The sequence below is a fragment of the Nocardia sputorum genome, assembly GCF_027924405.1.
Classification (GTDB): Bacteria; Actinomycetota; Actinomycetes; order Mycobacteriales; family Mycobacteriaceae; genus Nocardia; species Nocardia sputorum.
Window position 1 is genome coordinate 1,344,219 of the sequence record NZ_AP026978.1, and the last position, 23,274, is coordinate 1,367,492.

Below are 23,274 nucleotides of genomic sequence, written 5' to 3' on the forward strand. Positions count from 1 at the left end.
GAGCTTTCTCGATGACGACGTCCCCGTCCTCCGCACACAGTCGCGCACCGCACGGTTCGCCGATCGACACCGACGGCCCGCGGATTCCCTTGTACTCCATCGAATTCGCGTCGGACCCGCACAGTGCCTATCGCGACATGCGGGCGAGATACGGATCGCTGGCGCCCGTGGAACTGGCGCCGGGCGTCCCGGCCACCTTGGTGCTCGGGTATCACACGGCCGTGCGGATCATGAACGATCCGGACCACTTTCCCGCCGATCCGCGTACCTGGCAGGAGGACATTCCCGCCGACTGCCCGGTGCTGCCGATGATGCAGTGGCGGCCCAACGCGTTGCGTAATGCCGGAGCCGAGCATGCCCGCTATCGGCAGGCCAATGTCGCGGGTCTGGCGAAGGTCGACCTCTACCGTCTGCACGACACCATCGCGCAGCTGGCGACGCCGCTGATCAACTCGTTCTGCGCGGACGGTTCCGCGGATGTGGTGCGCCAGTACGCCTTTCCCCTCTCGTTCGCGGTGCTGAACGCCATGCTGGGTTGCCCGGCCGAGATCGCGCAGCGCGCCGCGACCGGCATGGCCGCGATCTTCGAGGGCGTCGAGGCGGAGCGCGGCAACAAGATGCTCATCGATTCGCTGGGCGAGCTGACGGTGCTGAAGCGGGCCGAACCCGGTGACGACATCACCACGCGCATGCTCCGGCACCCGTCCGGGCTGAGCGACACCGAGATGGTGCACCAGCTGGGCACGCTCTACGGCGCGGGGATCGAGCCGCAGCAGAATCTGATCGTCAACACGCTGCTGCTGATCCTCACCGACGAGCGGTTCGGCGGCAGTGTGCTCGGCGGCAGTCTGTCGACCCGGGACGCGCTGGACGAAGTGCTGTTCAACGATCCGCCGATGGCGAACTTCTGCTTCAGCTTCCCGAAGCAGCCGATCCTGATCGACGACATCTGGTTGCCCGCCCACCAACCGGTCGTGATCAGCATCGCCGCCTGCAACACCGACCCCGCGATCCGCGCCGAACGCTACGCGGGCAACCGCGCCCATCTCGCGTTCGGCGGCGGCCCGCACGCATGTCCGGCGAATTCGCTGGCCTATCTGATCGCGCAGGACGCCATCGATCAATTGCTCGACGCGCTGCCGGAACTGCGCCTCGCGGTTCCGGTGGACGAGCTGACCTGGCGTCCGGGTCCGTTCCATCGAGCGCTGACCGCCCTGCCGGTCGTCTTCCCGGAGTCGCCGCCGTTGCCGCTGCCGTAGGGCGCAGACGTAACGAGGGCGAGATCGTTTCACCGACTCGAACTTGAAAGTTAGGATTGCCGAACTTATCATCTGATTGCATGAAGGTTCGGCTCCACCGGCTGCTCGCCCGGTCTCCTCGCCGATGGGTGGCGGCGATAGCCGTGTGCGCCTCGGCGTTCACGCTCACCGCCTGCGCCGGAAACGGAGCCGGGCGCGACGGCACGCCGACGGTGCTCACCACGTTCACGGTGCTCGCCGACATCGCCAGGAACGTCGCGGGCGAGCATCTGACCGTGGAGTCGATCACCAAGGCGGGTGCGGAAATCCACGGCTACGAGCCGACTCCCGGTGACATCAAGAAGGCGGCGAAGGCCGATCTCATCCTGGACAACGGCCTGAACTTGGAGGCGTGGTTCGCCCAGTTCGTCTCCGACGTGCGGGTGCCGCACGTCGTGGTCAGCGAGGGCGTCGCGGCGCTGCCGATCCGCGAGGACGCCTACCAAGGCAAACCGAACCCGCACGCGTGGATGTCGCCGCAGAACGCGCAGGTCTACGTCGACAACATGGTGCGCGCGTTCAGTGATCTCGCCCCCGAGCACGCGGCCGATTTCCGGGCCAACGGCGACCGGTACAAGTCGGAGCTGCGCAAGGTGCACGACGAATTGACGCACACCTTGAACGCTCTGCCGCCGAACGAGCGCGCGTTGGTGACGTGCGAGGGCGCCTTCTCCTACCTGGCGCGCGACGCCGGGCTCACCGAGAAGTACATCTGGGCGGTCAATGCCGAGCAGCAGGCAACGCCCCAGCAGATCGCGTCGGCCATCGACTTCGTCCGGGAGAAGCGGGTGCCCGCGGTGTTCTGTGAGTCCACGGTGTCGGACGCGCCGATGCGCCGGGTGGTCGAGGCCACGGGCGCGGCGTTCGGGGGCGTGCTGTACGTCGATTCGCTGTCGGAGGCCGACGGTCCGGTGCCGACCTACCTGGCGTTGCTGCGGCACGACGCGCAGACGATCGGCTCCGCGCTGACGGGCCACCGTCCGTGAACGCGCCAGCGATCGAGGTGCGCGGCGTCACCGTCCGCTACGGCGAGGTGCCCGCCCTGGACAATGTGGATCTCACCGTCGATCCGGGGCGGGTGTGCGGTCTCATCGGGATGAACGGTTCCGGCAAGTCGACGTTGTTCAAGACGATCATGGGCCTGGTCCGGCCGGATCGGGGAGTGGTGCGGATCAACGGCGGCGCGCCGGTCGCGGCGCGCCGGGCGGGCGTCCTCGGCTATGTCCCGCAGAGCGAGGACGTCGATTGGACCTTCCCGCTGTCGGTGCGCGATGTGGTGATGACCGGACGATACGGCCGGCTCGGTGTCACCCGTCGTCCGCGCAAGGCCGATCGGGAAGCCGTCGCGCACGCGCTGGAACGCGTCGAGTTGAGCGACCTCGCCGACCGGCAGATCGGCCGATTGTCCGGCGGGCAGCGCAAACGCGCTTTCGTCGCGCGCGGTCTCGCGCAGGGTGCGACGGTTCTGCTGCTCGACGAGCCGTTCGCGGGTGTCGACAAGCGGTCGGAGGCCACGATCACCGCGTTGCTGCGCGATCTCGCCGGCGACGGCGCCACGATCCTGGTGTCGACGCACGATCTGCACGCCCTGCCCGGCCTCGCCGACGAGGCGGTGCTGCTGATGCGCACGGTGCTCGCCCAGGGCAGCCCCGACGTGGTGCTCCGGCCCGAGAATCTGGCCAGGGCGTTCGGCCTGGATGTGATGAACCGGGTGTGAGCCCGGCCGAGTGTGGGACGGACGCATGAGCTTCACCGAGATCTTCCTGGACCCCTTGCGCTACGAGTTCATGGTGCGCGCGCTGGCCACCACCGTGACCGCGGCGCTGGTGTGCGCGGTGCTGTCCTGCTGGCTGGTGCTCATCGGGTGGTCGCTGATGGGGGACGCGGTCTCGCACGCGGTGCTGCCCGGGGTGGTGCTGGCCTACATCGTCGGGCTGCCGTTCGCGGTGGGCGCGATCGTGTTCGGGTTCCTGGCGGTGGCGCTGATCGGCGTGGTGCGCGACACCAGCCGGATCAAGGAGGACGCGGCCATCGGCATCGTCTTCACGACGCTGTTCGCGTTCGGCTTGGTGCTGGTCTCGGTGACGCCCAGCCAGACCGACCTCAACCACATCGTGTTCGGCAACCTGCTCGGCGTCGGCCGCGCCGAGCTGATCCAGGTCGTGATCCTGGCCGCGATCACCCTCGCCGCGCTGGTGCTCAAGCGCCGTGACTTCACCCTCTACGCCTTCGACCCCACGCATGCCCACGCCATCGGGCTCAGTCCCCGGTTGCTCGGCACGGCGCTGCTCGGCCTGCTGGCCCTGACCGCCGTGGTCGCCTTGCAAGCGGTCGGTGTCGTCCTCGTGGTGGCCATGCTCATCATCCCGGGCGCCACGGCTTATCTGCTCACCGACCGCTTCGGCCGGATGCTGGTCATCGCGCCCGCCGTCTCGGTGACCTGTGCGGTGGCGGGCCTGTACCTGAGCTACCACCTGGATACGGCCCCCGGCGGCATGGTCGTGGTCGTCCAAGGGCTGGTCTTCACGTTCGTGTACCTGTTCGCACCCAGGCACGGCGTGCTGGGGCGGCGGATCTTCGCGGCGCGCGGCCGCACGAGGACGGCTGTTGGAGGGTGAGGCATCGGGCTACGCGTCTGCGGTGACCACCCGGTAGCGGTTCGCGAGCCCGTCCAGCAGTGCTTCCAGACCCGCTTCGAAGGCGTCCCGATCGATCCGCTGCTGCCGCTCGGCCAGCAGGTGCGCTTCGTTCAGATGCGGATAGGCGTCGGCGTACACCGTGGCGTCGGCGGGGAAGCCCGCGGCGAACGATCCCAGCGACGCTCCGGTGAGGAAGTAGCGCATGGTCGTGCCGACTGTGGTGGCCTCGCGGCGCGGCCACCCTGCCGCGACCAGGCCGCCGAAGACCGCGTCGGCCATACGCAGCGCGTTGGGCCGATGACCGGGACCGGACGCCAGGGCGGGAACGATGTGCGGATGCGCCGCCATCGCGGTGCGGTAGGACCGGGCCCACTCGCGGAGCGACGAGCGCCAATCCGGATTCCGGGCCGACAGGTCGTCGAACATCGAGATGTCGACTTCGCCGAGGACGGCGTCGACCACGGCATCGATGAGGTCGTCCTTGGTGCGGACGTGGTTGTACAGCGACGGTCCCTGCACGCCCAGTTCGGTGGCCAGCCGCCGCGTGGAGACGGCGGCGAGGCCCTCGGCGTCGACGAGGGCGAGCGCGGTCTCGATGATGCGGTCGCGGGTGAGCAGCGGCCGCCGTGGTCTGGCCATGGGCGTCTCCTTCCGGTCCCCGCATTCTCGCAGGCGTGGCGAGAAAACTTGCGCTGCTAGTCGAGCTACCCTAACGGTGAGTCGAACTTGCATTGCTAGTTTTCGGAGACTTTCCACCCGACGCCGGTGTGTGAATTTGTGGGCGGAGCCGAATCCGGCCACCGGACTTATGTTCCGAACGCAGTGACCGTGCGGCAGCGATACTTCGGAATCACTGATCCGCGTCCGGCGATCCTTGCCGTGCGGACTCGTTTTCGTCGCGGGCGAGTACTTCCCGGATCAGCGCACGCGGGTCGCGGACGCCCGTCGCGGAGATCGTGACGGATTTCCCCTCCGGACCGGTGATCTCGATGGTGACATTCTTATGGCGGAGCAGCCAGTCGGGAATGGCGCGGGCCAGCACCGTGAGGGTGCCGCCCGCGCCGAGCGCGATGATCAAGGCATCGGACAGGCTGCCCATGCGGTCGGCAGCGGCGGCGGCGCGGACGAGATCCACCCGACCGCGCAGGGCGTCCTCGTCCCGCAGCCAGGAACGCAGGGACTGCAGGTCGTCGTAATCGCCGACGACGACCCGCAAATGGGCGAGGGGAGAGGTCATGGGGTCTCCTTCCGGGATACGCGGGACCGGCCGACCGCCCGGGGTCCGCTGCGCACGGCTCGGCCGACGTCCGTGCGGTCGGTGAGCAGCGCGGCATACAGTTCCGCCGCGCGGGCCTGGTCTCCCGCGGCGGCGGTCCACCGGGCGTGCTGTTCCCGCGCCCGCAGCGTCTCCGGGTGGTCGGCGGCGAGCAGACGGGCGAAATCGGTGGCCAAACCCGCGTACAGGCGCGCCGCCTGCGCCGCCGCGCCGGATTCGCCCACCGCGAAGGCGTGCCGGTCCCGCATCGCCAGCACCGCGAGGTGGTCGGGGCCGAGCGCCGCGGTCCGCTGCCGGACCTGTTCGGCGTAGCGCTCGGACGCCGAGATCGGCGCGCCGCGATTCCCCCGGTTGGGCGCCAGCGCCAGCAGATCGGCCGTCCTGGTGCCGCACCGTTCGGGCAGGGGCAGGCCGCGCTGGTCCATCGTCCACCGGAGCCGCTGGTAGATGTGGCCGAGGGTGAGCAGCTCGGGGCCTTCGGGGTCGCCTTCGGTCAGCAGCGTGATCAATTCACCGGTGAAGGCGGTGTGGATCGCGCCTGGTGGCGCCATCGCCAGCTCGTTGCGCGGGGTGGAGGTCAGTGTGAAGGTGCCGTCGACGTCCAGCTGACCGGCCAAGGTCGGCGCGCCGCCGGACATCCGGCCTCCGATCGCGCGCCCCGAGTAGCAGCAGTCCAGGATCACCACCCGGTTGCGCGCCCTCGATTCGGCGAACGCCTCCCGGATCGTTTCGAACGGCAGCCCCGTCCACCGCAGGGTGGCCGGCCGGGTGGACGGCAGCGTGAGATACAGCCCGCCGGAGTTGTCCGGCAGACCGTGCCCGGCGTAGTAGAACAGCAGCAGGTCCTCCGCGTCCTCGGCCGCCCGCTCCACTCGGGCGCCGAGGTCTGCGATGGGCCGATCCTCGGTGATCACGGTGCAGTGCTCAGCGGGCAGGTCGGTGCCGCGATCGGAGGTGAGGATCTCCGCGAGGTCGGTCACGTTGGCGCGTACCGAGGGCAGGTCGGCGAGGTCGCGGTCGGCATAACTGCTCGCACCGACGAGGACGGCGCGCGAGCGAAGGGGATCGGGAAGCCGCGTCATCGTCAGCTCGCCAGCCGATAGGTGCCGCTGAGCGCCGCGTTCCCGGTGAGCTCGAGGTGCTCGTCGTCGAGAAGCTCCGCGTGCACGGCGACGGTTCGCGGCAGCTGCGTCCCGGGCAGGCAGTCGAACTGGACGTCCATGGTGGTCCCGGTGGAACGCACTGCCGTCGACCTGCACGCGGGTTGGTCGCCGATCATCAGCCCCGCGACGGAGCCGTTGGTGAGGAACGAGTACTGGTTGTTGGTCCATCGGCCGGACAGATCGGTGCGTGACTTCGTCGGCCCCGGATCACCCGGCGTCGAGGGGGAAGCCGAGCGCTCCACTTTCAGCTCGATATCCTGCGTGGGATTGCCGGTACGGATGTTGAAGTAGCGCAATTCGCCGGTGCCGTCCTGGATTCCGGCTTCAAAGTCGGCCCGTCCCGTACCGGCCGGTTGCCCGGTGGCGGCGCGGAGCGCGCCGACGTCCACCTGTCCGGTGAAGTCGCACCCGTCGCGCTCGACGGGATCCGCCGTGCGCAGTGTCTCGGCGGCGATTCCCGGCACGCCGAGAACGGCTCGGGCGATGGGGTTGGTCGCCACGGAGCGCCGGGTCCAGGTGCCCGGAGCCGTTCCGCCCACCGGTCCGCTGAGCAGGAGGTCGTCACCTTCCACGCGCACTTCCCCCTGATATCTGCCCGGTGGTTCGAGGACGAAGGCGGCGGTGCGCGCGGGGAGGTCGACCGAGCCGCGGGCGTTGGCCTCGGTGGCGAACTTGAAGACGAAGTTGTAGCCGTTGTCGTTCAGGAACTGCACCGAGTCGGCCAGCACGTCGGCGTAGGGACGGTCACCGACCACGGAGTCGCACGCCTGGGCGCCGCCGAAGACGTCGGGCAGGATGCGAGGGGCGGTGACCGCGCCGACCACGCCGACCGTCACCGTGACGACAGTGATCGCCACGACGGTGATGATCGACAGCCCACCGGTGGCGGCCGTCGCCGCCGCGGGGAGGACCGGCGCGAGATTCGGCAGCGCGATGGGCGCGGGCGCGGCGGGCATACCCGGACTCGCGTGCCTGGCGAGGGTGCCCGCCACCGCCCCCGACCCGAGGCCGGCCGCGCCCAGCAATGCCGCTCTGCGCCGTCCGACCTTGCGTACTCCGCTGCCCGTGAGGAGCTCACGCGGGATGGCGCCGATCGCGCGGGGCTCGGAATCGACGACGATCCCCGCCAGCCAGTCACGCAATTGCGCCGCGCTCGGCCGGGCGAGCGGATCGGCCGTGGTCGCGGCCCGCAGCAGCGCCACCAATTCGGCGGCGACACCGGGTATCTCCGGCAGCGCGACGCTGCGCGCCGCGAGGTCGAACAACGCTTCCTGCCAGGGCAATTCGCCACCCAGCAGTACATAGAGCGTGACGCCGAGACGGTACACGTCACCGGCCGGTCCGGCCACGATTCGCCCGGCCAGCGCCGCAGGCAGATCCTCGGGCGGGGTGTAGGCGTCGACGGCCGCGGCCACCGCCAAGCCCGGGGCGTTCATGCCGAAGCCGGCCAGTGCCGCCCGATCGTTCACCAGGAGGATCGTGGCGGGCTGCAGCGCGCCGTGCGGGATGTCGACGGAGTGCGCGGCGGCCAGCGCGTCCGCGATCGCGATGCCGAGATCGCGGGTGGCGCGCACCGAGAGCGGGCCGTGTTCGTCGAGGTGGTCGGCGAGCACAGGCCCGCTCTCGACGATCAGGAAGGGCCGTCCGTCCGCCGTGATGTCGGCGGCGATCATTCGGGCGACGTGCGGGCCACCGGATATGTCGAGCAGCCCCTTCGCCCACCGCCGGAACGCCGTGCGGCCCTGGTCCGGCGCGGGCGCCTTGGCGAGGGTCAGCACGGCCTCGCGGCCGTCGCGGTCGGCGATCGCTGTCACCGTCGCGACCACGTCGTCGTCCAGCAGCTCGACCGCCGAGAATCCGGCAGGCAGCACGCCAGCGGTCCCGGAGTCGCCGCGTGGTGTCCGGCGGTTCATCGAATCCTCGGGAAGTAGCCTTCGAACCGCCATCCCGCGCCCGAGTCGACCGCCGCTCCGCGGTGCGGTTCGCCCGCCGGGCAGTGGCTGTCGATCCAATTCGGACCGAAGTACAGGACTTGGCATTTCGTGCAACGGTTCCAGCCGGGCTGTTTCGGGAAGTCCGACAGCGGTGGCTGCAGATCCGTTTCGACGCGATAGGTCTCGGCCGACGGTGTGTGCCCCTCCGAGTTGTTCGGGCAGACACCCCGATCGAAGGAGAAGTACGCCGCTTTGCAGGTGCGGCACCACTTCAAGCCCAGCAGCCCCGCGCGATCCTGGCCGACCTCGGGCTGTTCGTCGACGAACCAATAGACCGCACTGCCGTCCTGGTAGTGGCTGTGGTCCCAGAGATGCGACACCGGGCAGTGGCCCTGGTCGTCGCCCCACGCGAACCACATGTTCTGGCAGCGGCTGCACCACCGGAAGCCCGAATTGGAACCGGCCAAGGCGGTTTTCGGCGACATGGCGGCGCCCAGCGCAAGACCGGCTCCCGCGGCCGCGGCGCGGGTGAGAAACCGTCTGCGGTCCACCGGACGCGGCAGCCGGCGGACGGCACGGAAACTCGAACAGTACTCGTTCATGGCATCTTCCCCTCGAAATCGGCTGTGCCGACAGGGATATTGTCGTGGCCCGCGCGGCGCGCGCCGTCCCGGTGATCCGCCGCCCGCGCGACGGAAAACTCGGGAGCGGGCGGGTGGAAACCTTGGTTGCGTCTGCGGTGTGGTCGTGGATGATCGGGCCAGCGGGGGAAAACGAGGAGATCGTGCGGTGACGGTCATTGTTGCGGAGGGCGATGCGCGTCCGGCGCGGGTGCCGCGCTGGGCGTCCGCGGCCGTGGCGGGGCTCGCCGCGCTGGCCGTGACGTGCTGGACCATGGCCGTCTCCTGGTCGGTGTGGACGCCGCTCTGGTGGCAGGAGATCCCGCCGCGGAGCGCGGGGTCGGTGGTGATCGGAGCCGGTGTGGTCGCCTGGGTTCGATTGCCCTCACCGCGCATCGGACGGTTGATGGTGCTCGGCGCCGCCGTGTATTACCTCCAGTACCTGAGGGCTACCGACGGTGTGCTGTTCGCGATCGGCTTCTGCCTCGCCTACAGCTGGATGGGTATCGCGGCGCACGTCCTCTTGGCTTGGCCCACCGGCCGATTGGGCAGCAGGTTCGACCGCGGTTTCGTGATCGCTTCGCATGTCATCGCGACGGGCACCCAGGTCGTGCGGTACTTCGTCGATCATCCGGAACCGCCGTGGGCGATCGGTATCCACCGCCCGGTCACTTTCTGGGGGGCGACCGGCAGCGTCCTCGGCGTCGTCATGGGCGTCGCGGCCGTCGCCATCGTGGTGCGGCGCTGGGCGGTGGCCGCACCGGTGCGCCGCAGGCCCGCCGGTCCGGTCTGGATCGGGATCGGGGCGACCGCGGCGATCAAGATCGCGGAAGCGGTGGTCACCGTGATACCCGCGCCCATCCAGGCGAAGGCCGTGCTCGCTTCGTTGTTCACCGTCGCGGTGATCGTGCTCGTCCCGCTGCTGTATCTGGTCCGCTGGCTGGTGCGCAAGCTCGGCCACCAAGGCGTGGTCGATCTGCTCAACGACATCGAACGCGACCTGGCCTCGATCTCCGATCCCGGGGCGCTGCAGGCCGCGCTGCGCCGCTCTCTCGGGGATCCCACGCTGACCATCGCCTACGTGCTGGGCGACGGCCGGTACGTGGACATCCACGGCCAGCCGGTGACCGTGACCGGCCGCACCCCGGCCCGCTCGGCGACGATGGTCCGGCGCCGCGGCGACCCCATCGCGGTCATCGAGCACGACGCCGCGCTCGACGGGCAGGCGGAGGCCACCGACGCGGCGATCACGGCCGTCGCCCTGGCCATCGACAACGCGCGCCTCTACGCCACCCAGCAGGCGCAGCTGGAACAGCTCCGCCTGTCGCGGCTGCGGTTGGCGCAGACCGCCTTCGACGAGCGCAGGCGCATCCAACGGGATCTGCACGACGGTTCCCAGCAGCGCTTCTTCCGCATCCTCATGCTGCTCGACAGTGCCCACCGCGCGCTGGCCTCGGGCGAGGGAGCGGAACCGGAGAAGGCGCGGCGCGCGGTCTCGGCCGCCCACGCCGAACTCACCGACACCATCCGCGCCTTGCGTGACCTCACCCAGGGCATCTATCCGACCGTCCTGATCGCACACGGACTCGGTGCCGCGATCGAGAACCTGGCCGACCGCGCCCCGCTGCCGGTCACTTTCCAGCTGACCGAGCAACGGTGGCCGAAACACGTGGAGATCACCGCCTATTTCGTGATCAGCGAAGCGCTCGCCAACGTCTACAAGCACTCCGGGGCGACCACTGCGCACGTGCGAGCGCATCGGGACGACCGGCATCTGGTCATCGAGATCACCGACGACGGCCACGGCGGCGCCCGCCCGGGCGACGGCCTGACCGGATTGCGCCATCGCGTCGAGGGCGTCGGCGGCGAACTCGACATCATCAGCGAGGCCGGTCGCGGAACGACATTGCGCGCTCGGCTTCCCGAGGCGCCCGAGACGGGAGCGACGTCATGAAAATCGTCATCGTCGAAGATCGCGGTCTGTTCCTGGATCTGCTCACCGACGCCTTGCGCGGTCGCGGCATCGATGTGCTCGCCCAGGCGTCGACCCGGCCGGAGGCGCTGCCGCTGATCGACGAGCACGCACCCGATCTGGCGCTGCTCGACATCCGGCTGACCGCCTTCCACGACACCGACGGCCTGGACATCGCCGAACTCGTCCGGGCGAATTACCCGGACGTCGGTCTGCTGCTGCTCTCGGACTACTTGGAGGCCGCGTACGCCGAGCGTCTGCTCAGCATCGAGGAGATCCCACGCGCCGTCGGCTATCTCGGCAAGGAACGACTCGGCAACCTCGACGAGCTCATCGACGCGTTCACCCGGATCGTCCGCGGCGAGGTGGTCATCGACCCGTACATCATCAGCAAACTGATGTCGCGCCACCGGGTGACCGATCCGCTGGAGAAGCTGACGCCGCACGAGCGGCGCATTCTCGCGCTGGTCGCCGAGGGCCGCTCCAACCGCGGCATCGCGCAGACGCTGCACACCAAGATCAGCACGGTGGAGAAGCAATTGTCCACGATCAACAGCAAACTGGCGCTGTCCGAGACCACCGGGCTGAACCGGCACGGCTCGCTCTACAACCAGCGCGTCCTGGCCGCCCTCACCTTCCTGCGCAGCACCAATTCGACGCCGGACTGAGGCGCCGTGCACCGAACGCGGCGCATACGGAAAGATGATGCGGCGTGGTGGATTACACGACGATCTTCGATCGGGTCCGTGGCTCCCTGCTGGGCGGGGCGGTGGGGGACGCGCTGGGGTGGCCTATCGAATTCCTGCGGCTGGAGCAGATCCGGCAGCGCTATGGCGACGCGGGGGTGACGGGCTTCCTGCCGCAGCATGCGGTGGACGCGCCGCAGCAGATCACCGATGACACGCAGATGACGCTGTTCACCGCGGAGGGGCTGCTGCGGGCGGCGCCGGGCGCCGACCCGGTGCCCGCGCTGCGCCGCGCGTATCTGCGCTGGTTGGAGACCCAGCGCGAAGAGGGGCCCGCCGCCGCGACCGACGGATGGCTGGCGAGCCTGCCGTTTCTGTACGCGGTGCGCGCGCCGGGAAACGCCTGCATGTCCGGGCTGGGACAGCAGGCCAGGGGATATCTCGCCCCCGTGCCGCTCGGTGAACCCGGACCGGTGAACGCGCATTCGAAGGGCTGCGGCACGGTCATGCGGTCCGCGCCGTTCGGACTGGCCGGTATGGGCCCGGACCAGGCGTTCGCCACGGCCGCGCGTGCCGCGCAATTGACCCACGGGCATCCCACGGGTTATCTCGCCGCGGGCGCGTTCGCGGCACTGATCGATCGCGTGGTGAGCGGTGCCGAGCTGTCGGCGGCGGTACGGGAGACGGTCGTTCAGCTCACCGCGTTTCCCGCGAGCGCGGAAACCGTGGCGGCATTGGAACGCGCCGTCGAGGTGTCCGAGCAAGCGGTGTCGGCCGAGCAGGTCGAGCGGGTGGGCGGAGGGTGGATCGCCGAAGAGTGCCTGGCCATCGCGGTGTATTGCGCCCTGCACGCGGCCAGGACCGGCGACGTGCGCGCGGCGCTGCTGCTGTCGGTGAACCACTCCGGCGATTCCGATTCCACCGGCGCGGTGGCGGGCAATCTGATCGGCGCCGCGCACGGTGTGTCCGGGCTGCCGATGGAGTGGGCGGCCGCGGTGGAAGGGCGCGACGTGCTGGTCCAGGTCGCCGACGATCTCGTCATGAACTTCGGGCTCGGCGACCGGTCCGGGCTGACCGCGCGCTACCCCCACGACGCGGGGTTGTGAAGACTCACTCGGTCTTCGGCGTCCGGCACACGTCGAGCACACGGCCGCGCAGCCATCGGTGAGCCGGGTCGGCCTGGAGCCGGACGTGCCACAGCAACGACACCGTCACCTCGGGAGCACGAAACGGCAGCGCGAACGAACGCATGCCACGCCGCAGGATCTCGGTGTGCCGCTCCGGCACCGTCGCGACCAGATCCGAGGTCCTGGCCAGCGCCAAGGCGGCCCCGAAGCCGTCCACCACCGTCACGATGTCGCGCCGGTAGCCGGTGGGGCGCATGGCCTCGTCGACCAGGCCCTCGTCCAGACCGCGCCGTGCGACGTGGACATGCCGCGCGGAGGCGTAGCGGGCCGTCGTGACGGCGCCGGTGTGCAGCGGATGCGCGCTGCGCACCACTCCGACGAACCGGTCGGTGAACAGCGCCGTGTTCGCGATGTCCGGAGGCAGTGCGCGGTCGATGACTCCGATCTCCAGGTCGACACCGCCGTCGCGCAGAGCACCGTGGTCGCGCTTGGCCTTCTGGACGAACCGCAGTCGCACGCCCGGCGCGGCGCGGCCGGCTTCGGCCACCAGATCCGGGCCGAACCTCTCCACGAATCCGTCGGTGCTGCGCACGGTGAAAGTGCGGTCCAGCCCGGCCAGGTCCAGCTCGCCGACCGGACGTAGCACGTCTTCGGCATCGCGGACGAGATCGCGCACGCGGTCGCGCAGTTCCACCGCGCGCGGCGTCGGCGCCAGCCCGCGACCTGCCCGCACGAGCAGCGGGTCGCCGGTGGCCCGGCGCAACCGCGCGAGCTGGCGGCTCATCGCCGAGGGGCTGAGGGCGAGTCGTTCGCCGGCCCGCGTCACGCTGCCCTCCTCGAGCAGGACGTCCAAGGTGATCAGCAAGTTCAGGTCGGGCCGCGCCATGCGCACACGATCGCACAGATGGCGGGTGGCATGGCGTCCGGTGCACAAATACCTTTCCATCTGTGCGTCTTCCACCTGGTCACGGCGAGACCTAGCGTCCTTGGAGACACCCCGATGGAAGAGGTCATCGCCGTGAAACCAGCAGAACCACTCGTGCGGACAACCCCCGCACGCCGTTCGTACCCCCGGCCGCTGCTCGCGCTGTCGCTGACAACGCTGCTGCCCTCGCTGAGCATCAGCGTCGCCAACGTCGCGCTGCCGACCATGGCGGCGGCTTTCGATGCCTCCTTCCACGAGGTCCAGTGGATCGTCCTCGCCTATCTGCTGGCCACCACGACACTGATCGTCGGTGCGGGGCGGCTCGGTGACCTCGTCGGCCGGCGGCGGTTGCTGCTCGTGGGCATCAGCGTGTTCACGCTCGCGACGCTGCTGTGCGGCCTCGCCCCGGATCTGGTCTTCCTGGTCGCGGCCCGGGCGCTGCAAGGAGCGGGCGCCGCCTGCATGATGGCGCTGACGATGGCCCTCGTCGGCGAAACCGTTCCGAAGAACCGCACCGGCAGCGCCATGGGGTTGCTCGGGACGATGTCCGCGGTAGGCACCGCGCTGGGCCCCTCGCTCGGCGGAGTTCTCGTCGCCGCCTTCGGCTGGCGTGCGATCTTCCTGCTCGTCGTGCCGATCGGGCTTCTCACGCTAGCTCTCTCAGCCCGCGCACTGCCCCCATCCACACCGCGAAACCGTTCTGATCGCGCTTCTTTCGATATTCTCGGCACTTCGTTGCTCGCCATCACCCTCGGCTGCTACGCGCTGGCCCTGACGGTCCAGGGCAACTCGTTCGGCCCGCTCGGTCTCGGGCTGCTCGGTGCGTGCGCGGTGGGTCTCGGACTGTTCGTCGTGGCCGAGCGGCGGGTGTCCTCCCCGCTGCTGCACATCGCGACGTTCCGTGATCCGGTCCTGGCCGCCGGTCTCACGACGAGTGCGCTGGTTTCGGCCGTGGTGATGACCACGCTGGTGGTGGGACCCTTTCATCTCGCTCGCGCCCTGCATCTCGCTCCGGCGGTCGTCGGGTTGGTGATGTCGGCCGGTCCGGCGGTGTCCGCCCTCACCGGTGTGCCCGCGGGGCGCGCCACCGATCGCTTCGGCGCCGGGCGGATGGTCGTCGTCGGGCTCGGCGCGGTCATCGGCGGCACGGCCGCGCTCGCGGTGCTGCCCGGGGCCGCGGGGGTCGTCGGATATGTCCTGCCGCTGATGATCACGACGTGCGGCTACGCGCTGTTCCAAGCGGCCAACAACACCACGGTCATGAAAGACGTCGCGCCGCACCAGCGCGGTGTGGTGTCGGGCATGCTGAATCTTTCCCGCAACCTGGGTCTCATCACGGGAGCCTCGGTCATGGGAGCCGTCTTCGCTTTCGCGGTCGGCGCGGGGGATGTCACCGTCGCCGCGCCGGAGCAGGTGGCACGAGGTACACAGTGGACCTTCGCCGTCGCAGCGCTTCTCGTCACCCTCGGGCTCGCGATGGTCCTGGCCGTACGGGTGGGTGGCTCGGGTCCGCGTCGGCGGCCGAGTGCCCAAGCGCTCGACGGCGACCAGCTGGACTGACCGCGCACCCGCGCCCGACACACGTCGAGGTCGCGGTACGGTCCAGCGCGGCCTCGTATGCTCTTCGGCAGTACTCGTTTCGCCGAGGCGCCTCCCGCGTGCCCACGGTGTGCGGGAGGAGCGCTCGATGGATCTGAGACTCTTATGCGCCGAGTGCGCGGGCCAGGTGCGGCCAGGAGTCGTGCAGATCCGTCTCGAACTGCCCCCAGGTGTGCGAGCCCTCCGAGCGGTTGATGTGGATCGCAGGTAGCCCGAGCTCGTCGAGGCGATCGGCGAAGGCCGCCGTGCAGGAGCTCGCTATCGCCTCGATCGGTGGGAACGGCAGGCCGCGATCTATCGCGCCCGGCGTGCCCGAAGCCGCGGACAAGTAGATGGTCTTCCCGGCCAGAGCGCCGGCGTTGGCGAAAGCATCGTGGGCCCGCCAGATCGCGTCACCCGGCGCGCCCCACATGTTGCCCGGATTGCCCCCGCCCCGGATGACCTGCGCGCTCACCATCGCCGCGCCGACGGCGTCCGCCGCCCACGGACAGCCGCTGTAGGCCGCCACCGCGTCGTACACCTCGGGCGCCTGGATCGCGAGGTCGATCGCGGAGCCCGCGCTCATCGACACTCCGGCGATCGCGTTGCGTCCGGTCGCGCCGAGCTCGGTGTCGAGCGTGGCGGGCAGTTCCCGGGTGAGGTAGGTCTGCCACCGGTTGCGCCCGACCGCCGGATCGTCGGCGAGCCAGTCGGTGTACATGCTGAAGGCGCCGCCGACCGGCATCACCACGTTGACGTGCTTGTCGGCGAAGAACCCCCGCACGTCCGTGTCGTCCCACCACGAGATGCCGTCGACCCCACCGCCGATGCCGGTGAGCAGGTAGAGCGTGGGCGCGGGACCGCCACCCGCCGCGCGGATCACCCGATTGGTGACCACCCGATCCATAGACGGTGAATAGACATCGATCTGGGACACCGAGCCGCCGAGCGGAACTTGCCCGACCACGTGCGCCCGTGCGGGCTCGGCTCCGGCGGGGGGAACGGAAAGGACGGACGCCGCGACAGCGGTCGCGAGCGCGCTGACGAGCGCGCCCAAATACCTAGAAGCACTCACTATCTCGTTGTACCCGCGCTAGGGGCCAGTACGCCTGGGACTGTTGAAGATTCGGAACCGGGCACTGAAATCCCATGGAAGCAGCCGCTTTCGGATGGTGGTCAGGACGCCGTGCGGTTCGCCGCGGGAGTCGTCCGCGTGCTTCCATCCCGGCGGTCGTCGCCGTGCCGGACGCTCCGCGCGGCCCACCCGTGCTCGGCTCGGTGCCGCGAGGACCGCAGTATCCCGGCTGCCCACAGGGCGACGCCGAGGTACAGCACCTGTTCCGGGATGCGCGCCCACAGCGGCGTCGCGGGCGCGCCGTTGAACGGGATGCCGGAGACGGCCGCGTAGATATTGGCGGGCAGCATCACGATGAACAGGGCGGCGAGTCCCAGCCCCGCGCCCCGGCGGGTGCGCGTGCGGAAGAGGCCCGCCGCGCCGAGCAGTTCCACCACGCCGGTCAGGTAGACCATCGCGCCGGGGAACGGGACGAACGGCGGAACCATCGGCAGCAGATCGGCGTGGGTGGGCACGGGCGAGTCCGCGAACGCCGCCGGAAGGAAATGCGTGGTGCCGGTCATGATCAGCATCACGCCGAGGGCGTAGGCGGCGCAGGTGGGCCAGGCGGCGAACCGGTGGACGCCGAGGGCGCCGGCCGTGCGCAGCGCGAGCAGGGTGGTCAGCAGAACGATGAGGGTTTCCATCATGCCTCCGTAGGGACGGACCGGCCGGGCGCCGGGGTGGTGGTGAGCCGGATGAGCAGGTAGAGCAGGACGCCGATCGGCGCGAACAGGATGGTGAGTACGAGCAGCGGGCTGATCAGCAGCGATGGAAGGCCGCGGGCGCGGCTGTCCAGGAAGATCCAGCGGCCGAGGAACAGGTCGAAGGCGACGAAATGCGCCCAGGCCGCCGCGGCGCCGGAGCTCGAACCGAGCACCGCGCGCAGACCGGAGAGTTCGGGGTCGATCAGCGCCGCGGCGAAGGTGCCGAACTCGGGCACGATCAGTGCCGCGTAGACGATCAGCGGCGCAAGGCAGATGAGCGGTGAGGCGACGACCGCCCCGGTCCGCCGCCACTTCGGCGCCAGGATCATCAGTGCCCAGAACGGCGCGGCGAACCAGAAGGTGACATCGAACAGCAGTTCCGTCATCGGCCCGCTCCGATCGGGAACCGCCGCACGGCAGCGTCTTTCGGCCGGATCGCGACAACCGCGGCCACCGCGGCGGCGAGGGCGACGGCAGCGAACGCCGCGAGTGTGGTCGCGTCGGGATGGACCACCGACTGTCCGCGCAGCGCCTGCCAGGTCAGCACCGCGAGCAGCGCGGCGTACGTCGCCGCCGAGATCACGACAAGCCTTCGCCTGGTGCCCGGCGCGCGCAGGACCGGGAACCGCCGCGACCCGTACTCGACGGCGAGCAGCACCAGTGGAATCACTTGCAACGCATGCATGCCGATGAAATGCGGGATGCGCAGATCGCCGCCGACCGTGCTCCAGCCGAGAAGGGGCAACCCGGGCCCGCCGTCGGAAACCCCTACGGTGTGGGCGCCGCGGATCGCGCTGTCGGCCGCCCGCTGTTCGGGTGTCGGCGCCACCATCAGGATTCCCAGTGCGGCGCCCGCGAGCGAGAGCGCGGCGCCGTAACGGATCGCCGCGTCGCGGGCGCGATCGACCGTTGGGTGAACGAACAGCGCGGCCGACACGACCAGGGTGGCGAGCCAGACCACCACGATGGACGACCCCATGAGCTCCCACAGCGCCGCGTTCAGCGGCGTCGTGAAATTGAAGTGGCTGGTGGTGCCCCGCACGATCTGCGTGGTGATGACGACGAGTTCTATCGCCAGGCCCAGTGCCGCCACGGTCCCCGCCCACCACGCGGCGCGTCGCCATCGGGTGAGCTGGTTGAGCAACCACGCCCAGGTCACCGCGTAGATCAGCACGGAAAGGGCGAACTTGGCGGACTTGGCCCAGATCGGCAGGCCGGTCACGGTGCGGTCGTCGACGATCATGCCCCCGATCGACCAGACGACCAGGAGCGCCATGGCGACGGCGAGCAGCATCAGCGGGCGATGCCAGGAGAGGACGGGGAAGCGCCGGAAGAGGGCGGTCACAGGTCGACCTTTCGGAAACTGAAGGTATCGATAGTTGTACTATCAGTGCCGATTATGGATAGCTGTACTATCTATTGTCAAGCAGCCGACCGAGCCCGAGGAGTCCGATGCGGATCGCCGAACTCAGCCGCGCCAGCGGCGTCGCTCCCGCGACGATCAAGTACTACGTGCGCGAGGGCCTGCTGCCCTCGGGTGTGCGAACCCATCGCAACCAGGCCGAATACAGCGAGGCGCACGTCGGCAGGCTGCGACTGATCCGGGCGCTGGTCGACATCGGCGGCGTGTCCATCGACGCGGCGAAGGAACTGCTCGCGGCGCTCGACAGCGGCAGGCTGTCCGCGCGGGACTCTCTGGGGCACGTGCAATACGCCCTGGGCGGGCGGAGGTCCCAGATCGGCGCCGAGCAGCGGGAGACCGCCGCCGCGGACGTCGCGGCACTGCTGGACCGGCGCGGTTGGCGCATCCACGACGACAGCCCGGCCCGTGACACCCTCGTCGACGTCTGCGCCGCCCTGCGCCTGCTCGGCCACGACGACGTGGTCGCCGCGATGGACGACTACGCGGGCGCCAGCGAAGCCATCGCCGCCACCGATATCGCCTTGGTGCGCAACGAGCGCGGCCTGGAGCGGATGACCGAAACCGCCATCGTGGGAACGATTCTGGGCGACACCCTGCTCGCCGCGCTGCGCAGGCTGGCTCAGGAGCACCTCTCCGGCACGCTGTTGCCCCCTGGCGACGACGCCGCTCCCGCCTCCGGCGAGGTTTAGCCCGGCTCTCGCGCGGCATGCCGGGAAAAGGACCATCCCGACCGAAAGGAGAGCAGCTCATGACCGATCAGCTGGATGGGACGCGGGTGCTGATCATCACCTCGAACACGGGCGTGGAGCGGGACGAATTGCTGGTGCCGCGGGACGAACTGCGCGATCGCGGCGCGCAGGTGACCCATGCCGCGCCGAAGCGCGAAGCGGTGCAGACCTACCGGCACGACACGGAGAAGGACGCCACGGTGCAACCGGATACGTCGTTGCACGAGGTCTCCGCGGACGATTTCGACGTGCTCGTCGTGCCCGGCGGCACGGTGAACGCGGACAAGCTGCGGGTCACCGACCGCGCGATCGAACTGGCCAAGGAATTCGCGGGCGCGGGCAAGCCGATCGCCGCGATCTGTCACGGCCCGTGGCTGCTGGTGAACGCCGAACTCGTGTCCGGCAAGACGCTGACCTCGTACTTCTCGCTGCGGACCGACATCGTCAACGCCGGTGGCGAGTGGGTGGACGAAGCGGCCGTCCGGTCCACCGAGGACGGGTGGACGTTGCTCACCTCGCGCAACCCGGGCGATCTTCCCGATTTCGTGCACGCCATCACGCGGGAAGTGGTCCCTGCCTCGCGGTGACCCGGCGACCTCTCCGGGCGCGCCCGTTCACTTGCCAGGCAATGGTTTTCGCGGGTCGATGGCGATGCCCAGATCGCGGAGCCGGTTGTCGATGAGCAGCCAGCATTCGGTGGTCAATCGGTCGACGAGAGCGGTCTCGGTGGTGTCCTGGTGTTCGAGCCACCAGCGCACCGAGGCGTCGACCAAGCCGAGCAGTGCGACCACCACGCGGTCCGCGGCCAGCGGATCGGCCCCGAATTCCGGCAGGTAGCGCGCCGCCGCCGCGGAGATCTCGGCGGCGAAAGCGCTCCCGCCGACGCGCGGCTCGTTGCGCCCGCGCCGGTAGTCGCGTCCGACCAGGAACCGATAGAGATTGGGATGTTCGGCGGCCCACCGCACATGCTGGGCCAAGGGCGCGCGGATGATGTCCAGCGGCGTGCCGTCCACCGCCAGTCGCGCGCGAATCCGTTCGGTCAGATCGTGGTGCGCGTGCCTGGCCACCGCGAGGTCGAGTTCTTCCTTGCTGGCGAAGTGCCGGTAGACGTGCGTGCGGGCCAATCCGGCCCGGTCGGCGATCCGGCCGGTCAGCGCGTGCGGCCCGTCCTCTTCGATCGCCGCGATCGCGGCTTGCACGATGGCGCGGCGGCGCTCCTCGCGGCCGGGCCTGGTGCTGGTGGCACGCCGTGCGTCGGCGGTGTCCACCCAAGGTTGTCGTGCCACGGCGCTCAGCGTATCGGCCGGTCGACTTCGTGGTACACCTTGTACCCGGCAGGCACTTGGTACACACTGTACCCGTAACTGTCGGTATCAGACTTTTCGCAAGGACACCCGATGACGACCTACCGGTCCGCCTGGCTCGACGACGACTTGGACGCCCTGCGCGAGCTCGCCCGCTCGTTCTTCGCGAAGGAGTTGACGCCGAACATCGACAAGTTCATCGAGCAGCACCACGTCGACCGCGAGTTCTGGAACAAGGCGGGCGCGCTCGGCCTGCTGTGCGCGTCGATCCCGGAGGAGTACGGCGGTGGCGGCGGCACCTTCGCGCACGAGGCCGTCCTCATCGAGGAGCAGGCCAAGGCGTTCGACACCTCCTGGGGGGCCACGCTGCACAGCGGCATCGTCGCGCATTACCTGCTGCACTACGGCACCGAAGAGCAGAAGCGGCAATGGCTGCCGAAGATGGCCAGCGGCGAGGTCGTCGGCGCGATCGCCATGACCGAGCCCGGCACGGGCTCCGACCTGCAGAACGTGAAGACCAAGGCGATCCGCGAGGGCGACGAGTACGTGGTGAACGGCTCCAAGACCTTCATCACCAACGGTAGCCAGGCCGACCTCATCATCGTCGTCGCCAAGACCGACACCAGCGAAGGCGCGAGCGGCATCTCGCTGATCCTGGTGGAGGCCGACCGCGCGGGCTTCCGGCGTGGCCGGGTGCTGGACAAGGTGGGCCAGAAGGGGCAGGACACCTCCGAACTGTTCTTCGAGGACGTCCGGGTCCCGGTCACGAACCTCCTCGGTACCCAGGAAGGCCAGGGATTCGTCCAGCTGATGCAGCAGCTTCCGCAGGAGCGGCTGATCATCGCCGTCGGGTCGGTGGCTGGAATGGAAGCCGCGCTGGAGGTGACACTGCGCTACACCAAGGAGCGGCACGCTTTCGGCAAGCCGCTGTTCGCGTTCCAGAACACCAAGTTCACCCTCGCCGAGGCGGCCACCGAGACGCGGGTGGCCCGCGTCTTCCTGGACGACTGCATCATGCGGCATCTGCGCGGGGAACTGGACATCCCGACCGTGGCCATGGCCAAGTGGTGGACCACCGATCGCGCCATGTCGGTGGCCGACGAATGCCTTCAGCTGCACGGCGGCTACGGCTACATGACCGAGTATCCGATCTCGCGGATGTGGACCGACAGCCGCGTGCAGAAGATCTACGGCGGCACCAACGAGATCATGAAAGAGATCATCGCCCGTAGCCTGTGACCCGCGGAGCCGACGGTGTTGGCAAACTGCCAACACCCTGTCGGCGCGCGGCCCCGAGGCTCTACGCTTCGGTGACGTCCACCGAGGTGGTCGTGGTCAGAGACAACGAGGTGCCGGCCACCCGGCGTGAAGGGACGGTTGCGATGAGCGACGTCGAGACTCCTCCGTTCAAGGACATCGTCAACGGAGCACTGGAATTCACCATTCCGATCGCACACAAGATGGGCGTGCAGGCGGTGGAGGTGCGGCGCGGTTTCGCGGCGACATCGGTCCCCGTCGAGGGCAACGGCAACCACTTCGGCGTGATGTACGCCGGTGTGCTGTTCACCGTCGCCGAGATCCTCGGCGGCGCGATCGCGGTCGCGACCTTCGACAACTCGGCGTTCTATCCGCTGGTGAAGGACCTGCGCATCGCCTTCCGCAAGCCGGCCAAGACCGCTGTGCGGGCGGAGGCGTCGCTGTCGGACGAGGAGATCACACGCATCGCCGCGGAGGCGGGGGAGAACGGCAAGGCCGACTTCACGCTGCGTGCGGTGGTCACCGACGCCGATGGTGTGGTCGTGGCGGAAACCGAGGGCCTCTACCAGTTGCGGGCGCACGGAAAGTAGCCCCCTCGGCGCCGGGGGTGGTCCATCGACGCGCCTCCGGCGCCGGTACGCCGCATGAGCGGCGAACCGGCGCGGGGCTTCCCTGGGGCCCCGCCCAGGTCGTTACCGTGCCGAGACCACTCCTGGGTCGTGCGGCGCCGGTGGGTGGGGTCACCGGTCTATCTCCGGTTCGTAGTCCAGGTAACGACTCGGTAGCTGCGTCCCGCTGAGCCGACGATGCGGGTATCGGGTTGCCTACTACCGCAAGTCGTGGACCTGCGGAAATGCGATCCGCTTCACCATTTCGCGGTGATCTCGGCCACATCACGGGGCCATAACAGCGAAATCGTATCGCCCAATTTTCCGCGAGCTACCTGCGTGGATGGCGCAGAGTCTCGACCAGGGGTTAAACCTGTTTCGACGTTATTCGAACGTGATCTGCCGCGAAATCTCCGCTAACGTCGGTCACGGCTCGGGGCAACACCGAGATCGAGCTCGAATCGCAGAACGCCGGAAACCCTGTCCCGCGGTTCGAGTGTCCACGACCTTCCTGGGGACAGGGGCGCGGCGAACATTCGCCGAGCCGGTGGGCGCAGGCGGGAAATCTCATGTCGCATAACCGTAAATTCACCACTCGTGTTCTCGGCTTCACCGCGGCTGTCGGCGCTTTCGTCGCCGTGCCGTTCGGCCTGTCGACCGCCACCGCGTCGGCCCACAACTGGGACGCCGTCGCGCAGTGCGAGAGCAGTGGCAACTGGGGCACCGACACCGGCAACGGCTTCTCCGGCGGCCTGCAGTTCACCCAGAGCACCTGGGAGGCCAACGGTGGCTCCGGCAGCCCCTCCAACGCGAGCCGCGAAGAGCAGATCCGCGTCGCCGAGAACGTGCTCGCGACCCAGGGTCCTGGCGCCTGGCCCGTGTGCGGCGCGTACCTCTGACGCGTCACAGCCTAAG

24 protein-coding genes are annotated in these 23,274 nt (G+C 69.4%); 13 read left to right on the forward strand and 11 right to left on the reverse strand.

Annotation, left to right across the window (positions count from 1 at the left end):
• Window positions 1-11 precede the first annotated feature (11 nt).
• The 4 genes from QMG86_RS06065 (at window position 12) to QMG86_RS06080 (ending at window position 3,916) form a co-directional block, all read left to right on the forward strand.
• Window positions 12-1,259, forward strand: a complete 1,248-nt coding sequence (locus QMG86_RS06065; RefSeq protein ID WP_281878189.1) for a cytochrome P450 — start codon at window positions 12-14, stop codon at window positions 1,257-1,259.
• Between the two features lie 80 nt (window positions 1,260-1,339).
• Window positions 1,340-2,284 carry a metal ABC transporter substrate-binding protein gene (locus tag QMG86_RS06070; RefSeq protein ID WP_281878190.1) on the forward strand — a complete coding sequence of 315 codons (945 nt, stop codon included), beginning with the start codon at window positions 1,340-1,342 and terminating at the stop codon, window positions 2,282-2,284.
• A complete protein-coding gene (locus QMG86_RS06075; RefSeq protein WP_281878191.1) occupies window positions 2,281-3,015 on the forward strand; it encodes a metal ABC transporter ATP-binding protein in 735 nt (244 codons plus the stop codon). Before QMG86_RS06070 ends, QMG86_RS06075 begins: the two co-directional genes overlap by 4 nt.
• Window positions 3,016-3,040: 25 nt before the next feature.
• On the forward strand, window positions 3,041-3,916 hold the full coding sequence (locus QMG86_RS06080; protein WP_281878192.1) for a metal ABC transporter permease: 876 nt from the start codon (window positions 3,041-3,043) through the stop codon (window positions 3,914-3,916).
• Window positions 3,917-3,925: 9 nt separating this feature from the next.
• On the opposite strand, the gene QMG86_RS06085 is transcribed toward QMG86_RS06080, so the two are convergent.
• The 5 genes from QMG86_RS06085 to QMG86_RS06105 form a co-directional block, all read right to left on the reverse strand.
• Entirely contained in the window at window positions 3,926-4,576 is a 651-nt protein-coding gene (locus QMG86_RS06085) for a TetR/AcrR family transcriptional regulator (RefSeq protein WP_281878193.1), read from the reverse strand.
• Window positions 4,577-4,787: 211 nt separating this feature from the next.
• Window positions 4,788-5,174, reverse strand: a complete 387-nt coding sequence (locus QMG86_RS06090; protein ID WP_281878194.1) for an effector-associated constant component EACC1 — start codon at window positions 5,172-5,174, stop codon at window positions 4,788-4,790.
• Entirely contained in the window at window positions 5,171-6,295 is a 1,125-nt protein-coding gene (locus tag QMG86_RS06095; RefSeq protein WP_281878195.1) for a caspase family protein, read from the reverse strand. Before QMG86_RS06095 ends, QMG86_RS06090 begins: the two co-directional genes overlap by 4 nt.
• A 2-nt stretch (window positions 6,296-6,297) precedes the next feature.
• On the reverse strand, window positions 6,298-8,289 hold the full coding sequence (locus QMG86_RS06100) for a protein kinase domain-containing protein (RefSeq protein ID WP_281878196.1): 1,992 nt from the start codon (window positions 8,287-8,289) through the stop codon (window positions 6,298-6,300).
• Complete coding sequence (locus tag QMG86_RS06105; RefSeq protein ID WP_281878197.1) at window positions 8,286-8,912, reverse strand: twin-arginine translocation signal domain-containing protein; 627 nt, start codon at window positions 8,910-8,912, stop codon at window positions 8,286-8,288. Before QMG86_RS06105 ends, QMG86_RS06100 begins: the two co-directional genes overlap by 4 nt.
• A 187-nt stretch (window positions 8,913-9,099) precedes the next feature.
• On the opposite strand from QMG86_RS06105, the gene QMG86_RS06110 reads away from it, so the two are divergent.
• From QMG86_RS06110 to QMG86_RS06120, 3 genes are read left to right on the forward strand one after another with little or no spacing between them, the layout of a single operon-like run.
• Window positions 9,100-10,884 carry a sensor histidine kinase gene (locus QMG86_RS06110; RefSeq protein WP_281878198.1) on the forward strand — a complete coding sequence of 595 codons (1,785 nt, stop codon included), beginning with the start codon at window positions 9,100-9,102 and terminating at the stop codon, window positions 10,882-10,884.
• Entirely contained in the window at window positions 10,881-11,570 is a 690-nt protein-coding gene (locus QMG86_RS06115) for a response regulator (protein ID WP_281878199.1), read from the forward strand. Before QMG86_RS06110 ends, QMG86_RS06115 begins: the two co-directional genes overlap by 4 nt.
• A 44-nt stretch (window positions 11,571-11,614) precedes the next feature.
• A complete protein-coding gene (locus tag QMG86_RS06120) occupies window positions 11,615-12,694 on the forward strand; it encodes an ADP-ribosylglycohydrolase family protein (RefSeq protein WP_281878200.1) in 1,080 nt (359 codons plus the stop codon).
• A 4-nt stretch (window positions 12,695-12,698) separates the two neighbouring features.
• Here QMG86_RS06120 and QMG86_RS06125 read toward each other — a convergent pair whose 3' ends face one another.
• Entirely contained in the window at window positions 12,699-13,601 is a 903-nt protein-coding gene (locus QMG86_RS06125; RefSeq protein ID WP_281878201.1) for a LysR family transcriptional regulator, read from the reverse strand.
• 153 nt (window positions 13,602-13,754) lie between these two features.
• On the opposite strand from QMG86_RS06125, the gene QMG86_RS06130 reads away from it, so the two are divergent.
• Complete coding sequence (locus QMG86_RS06130) at window positions 13,755-15,200, forward strand: MFS transporter (protein ID WP_281878202.1); 1,446 nt, start codon at window positions 13,755-13,757, stop codon at window positions 15,198-15,200.
• A 142-nt stretch (window positions 15,201-15,342) separates the two neighbouring features.
• On the opposite strand, the gene QMG86_RS06135 is transcribed toward QMG86_RS06130, so the two are convergent.
• The 4 genes from QMG86_RS06135 to QMG86_RS06150 form a co-directional block, all read right to left on the reverse strand.
• Window positions 15,343-16,293 carry an alpha/beta hydrolase gene (locus tag QMG86_RS06135; RefSeq protein WP_281878203.1) on the reverse strand — a complete coding sequence of 317 codons (951 nt, stop codon included), beginning with the start codon at window positions 16,291-16,293 and terminating at the stop codon, window positions 15,343-15,345.
• Between the two features lie 101 nt (window positions 16,294-16,394).
• Window positions 16,395-16,979, reverse strand: a complete 585-nt coding sequence (locus tag QMG86_RS06140) for a DoxX family protein (protein WP_281878204.1) — start codon at window positions 16,977-16,979, stop codon at window positions 16,395-16,397.
• Window positions 16,979-17,425: an ABA4-like family protein gene (locus QMG86_RS06145; protein ID WP_281878206.1), complete on the reverse strand. Its 447-nt coding sequence runs from the start codon at window positions 17,423-17,425 to the stop codon at window positions 16,979-16,981. The genes QMG86_RS06140 and QMG86_RS06145 overlap by 1 nt, the downstream gene beginning before the upstream one ends.
• On the reverse strand, window positions 17,422-18,384 hold the full coding sequence (locus tag QMG86_RS06150; RefSeq protein ID WP_281878207.1) for a hypothetical protein: 963 nt from the start codon (window positions 18,382-18,384) through the stop codon (window positions 17,422-17,424). Before QMG86_RS06150 ends, QMG86_RS06145 begins: the two co-directional genes overlap by 4 nt.
• A gap of 107 nt (window positions 18,385-18,491) precedes the next feature.
• Between QMG86_RS06150 and QMG86_RS06155 the strand changes: the two genes are divergently transcribed.
• Window positions 18,492-19,151 carry a MerR family transcriptional regulator gene (locus tag QMG86_RS06155; protein ID WP_281878208.1) on the forward strand — a complete coding sequence of 220 codons (660 nt, stop codon included), beginning with the start codon at window positions 18,492-18,494 and terminating at the stop codon, window positions 19,149-19,151.
• Between the two features lie 59 nt (window positions 19,152-19,210).
• Window positions 19,211-19,777, forward strand: a complete 567-nt coding sequence (locus QMG86_RS06160; protein ID WP_281878209.1) for a type 1 glutamine amidotransferase domain-containing protein — start codon at window positions 19,211-19,213, stop codon at window positions 19,775-19,777.
• Window positions 19,778-19,804: 27 nt separating this feature from the next.
• On the opposite strand, the gene QMG86_RS06165 is transcribed toward QMG86_RS06160, so the two are convergent.
• Window positions 19,805-20,476, reverse strand: a complete 672-nt coding sequence (locus QMG86_RS06165; protein WP_281878210.1) for a TetR/AcrR family transcriptional regulator — start codon at window positions 20,474-20,476, stop codon at window positions 19,805-19,807.
• A gap of 111 nt (window positions 20,477-20,587) precedes the next feature.
• Here QMG86_RS06165 and QMG86_RS06170 point away from each other — a divergent pair, with 111 nt between their 5' ends.
• The 3 genes from QMG86_RS06170 to QMG86_RS06180 all read left to right on the forward strand — a co-directional run bounded on the left by QMG86_RS06170 (window position 20,588) and on the right by QMG86_RS06180 (window position 23,258).
• Complete coding sequence (locus QMG86_RS06170; protein ID WP_281878211.1) at window positions 20,588-21,733, forward strand: acyl-CoA dehydrogenase family protein; 1,146 nt, start codon at window positions 20,588-20,590, stop codon at window positions 21,731-21,733.
• Window positions 21,734-21,876: 143 nt separating this feature from the next.
• A complete protein-coding gene (locus QMG86_RS06175) occupies window positions 21,877-22,341 on the forward strand; it encodes a PaaI family thioesterase (protein ID WP_281878212.1) in 465 nt (154 codons plus the stop codon).
• Window positions 22,342-22,928: 587 nt separating this feature from the next.
• Window positions 22,929-23,258, forward strand: coding sequence for a transglycosylase family protein (locus tag QMG86_RS06180; RefSeq protein WP_281878213.1), 330 nt, complete (start codon window positions 22,929-22,931; stop codon window positions 23,256-23,258).
• The last annotated feature ends 16 nt before the right edge of the window (window positions 23,259-23,274 follow it).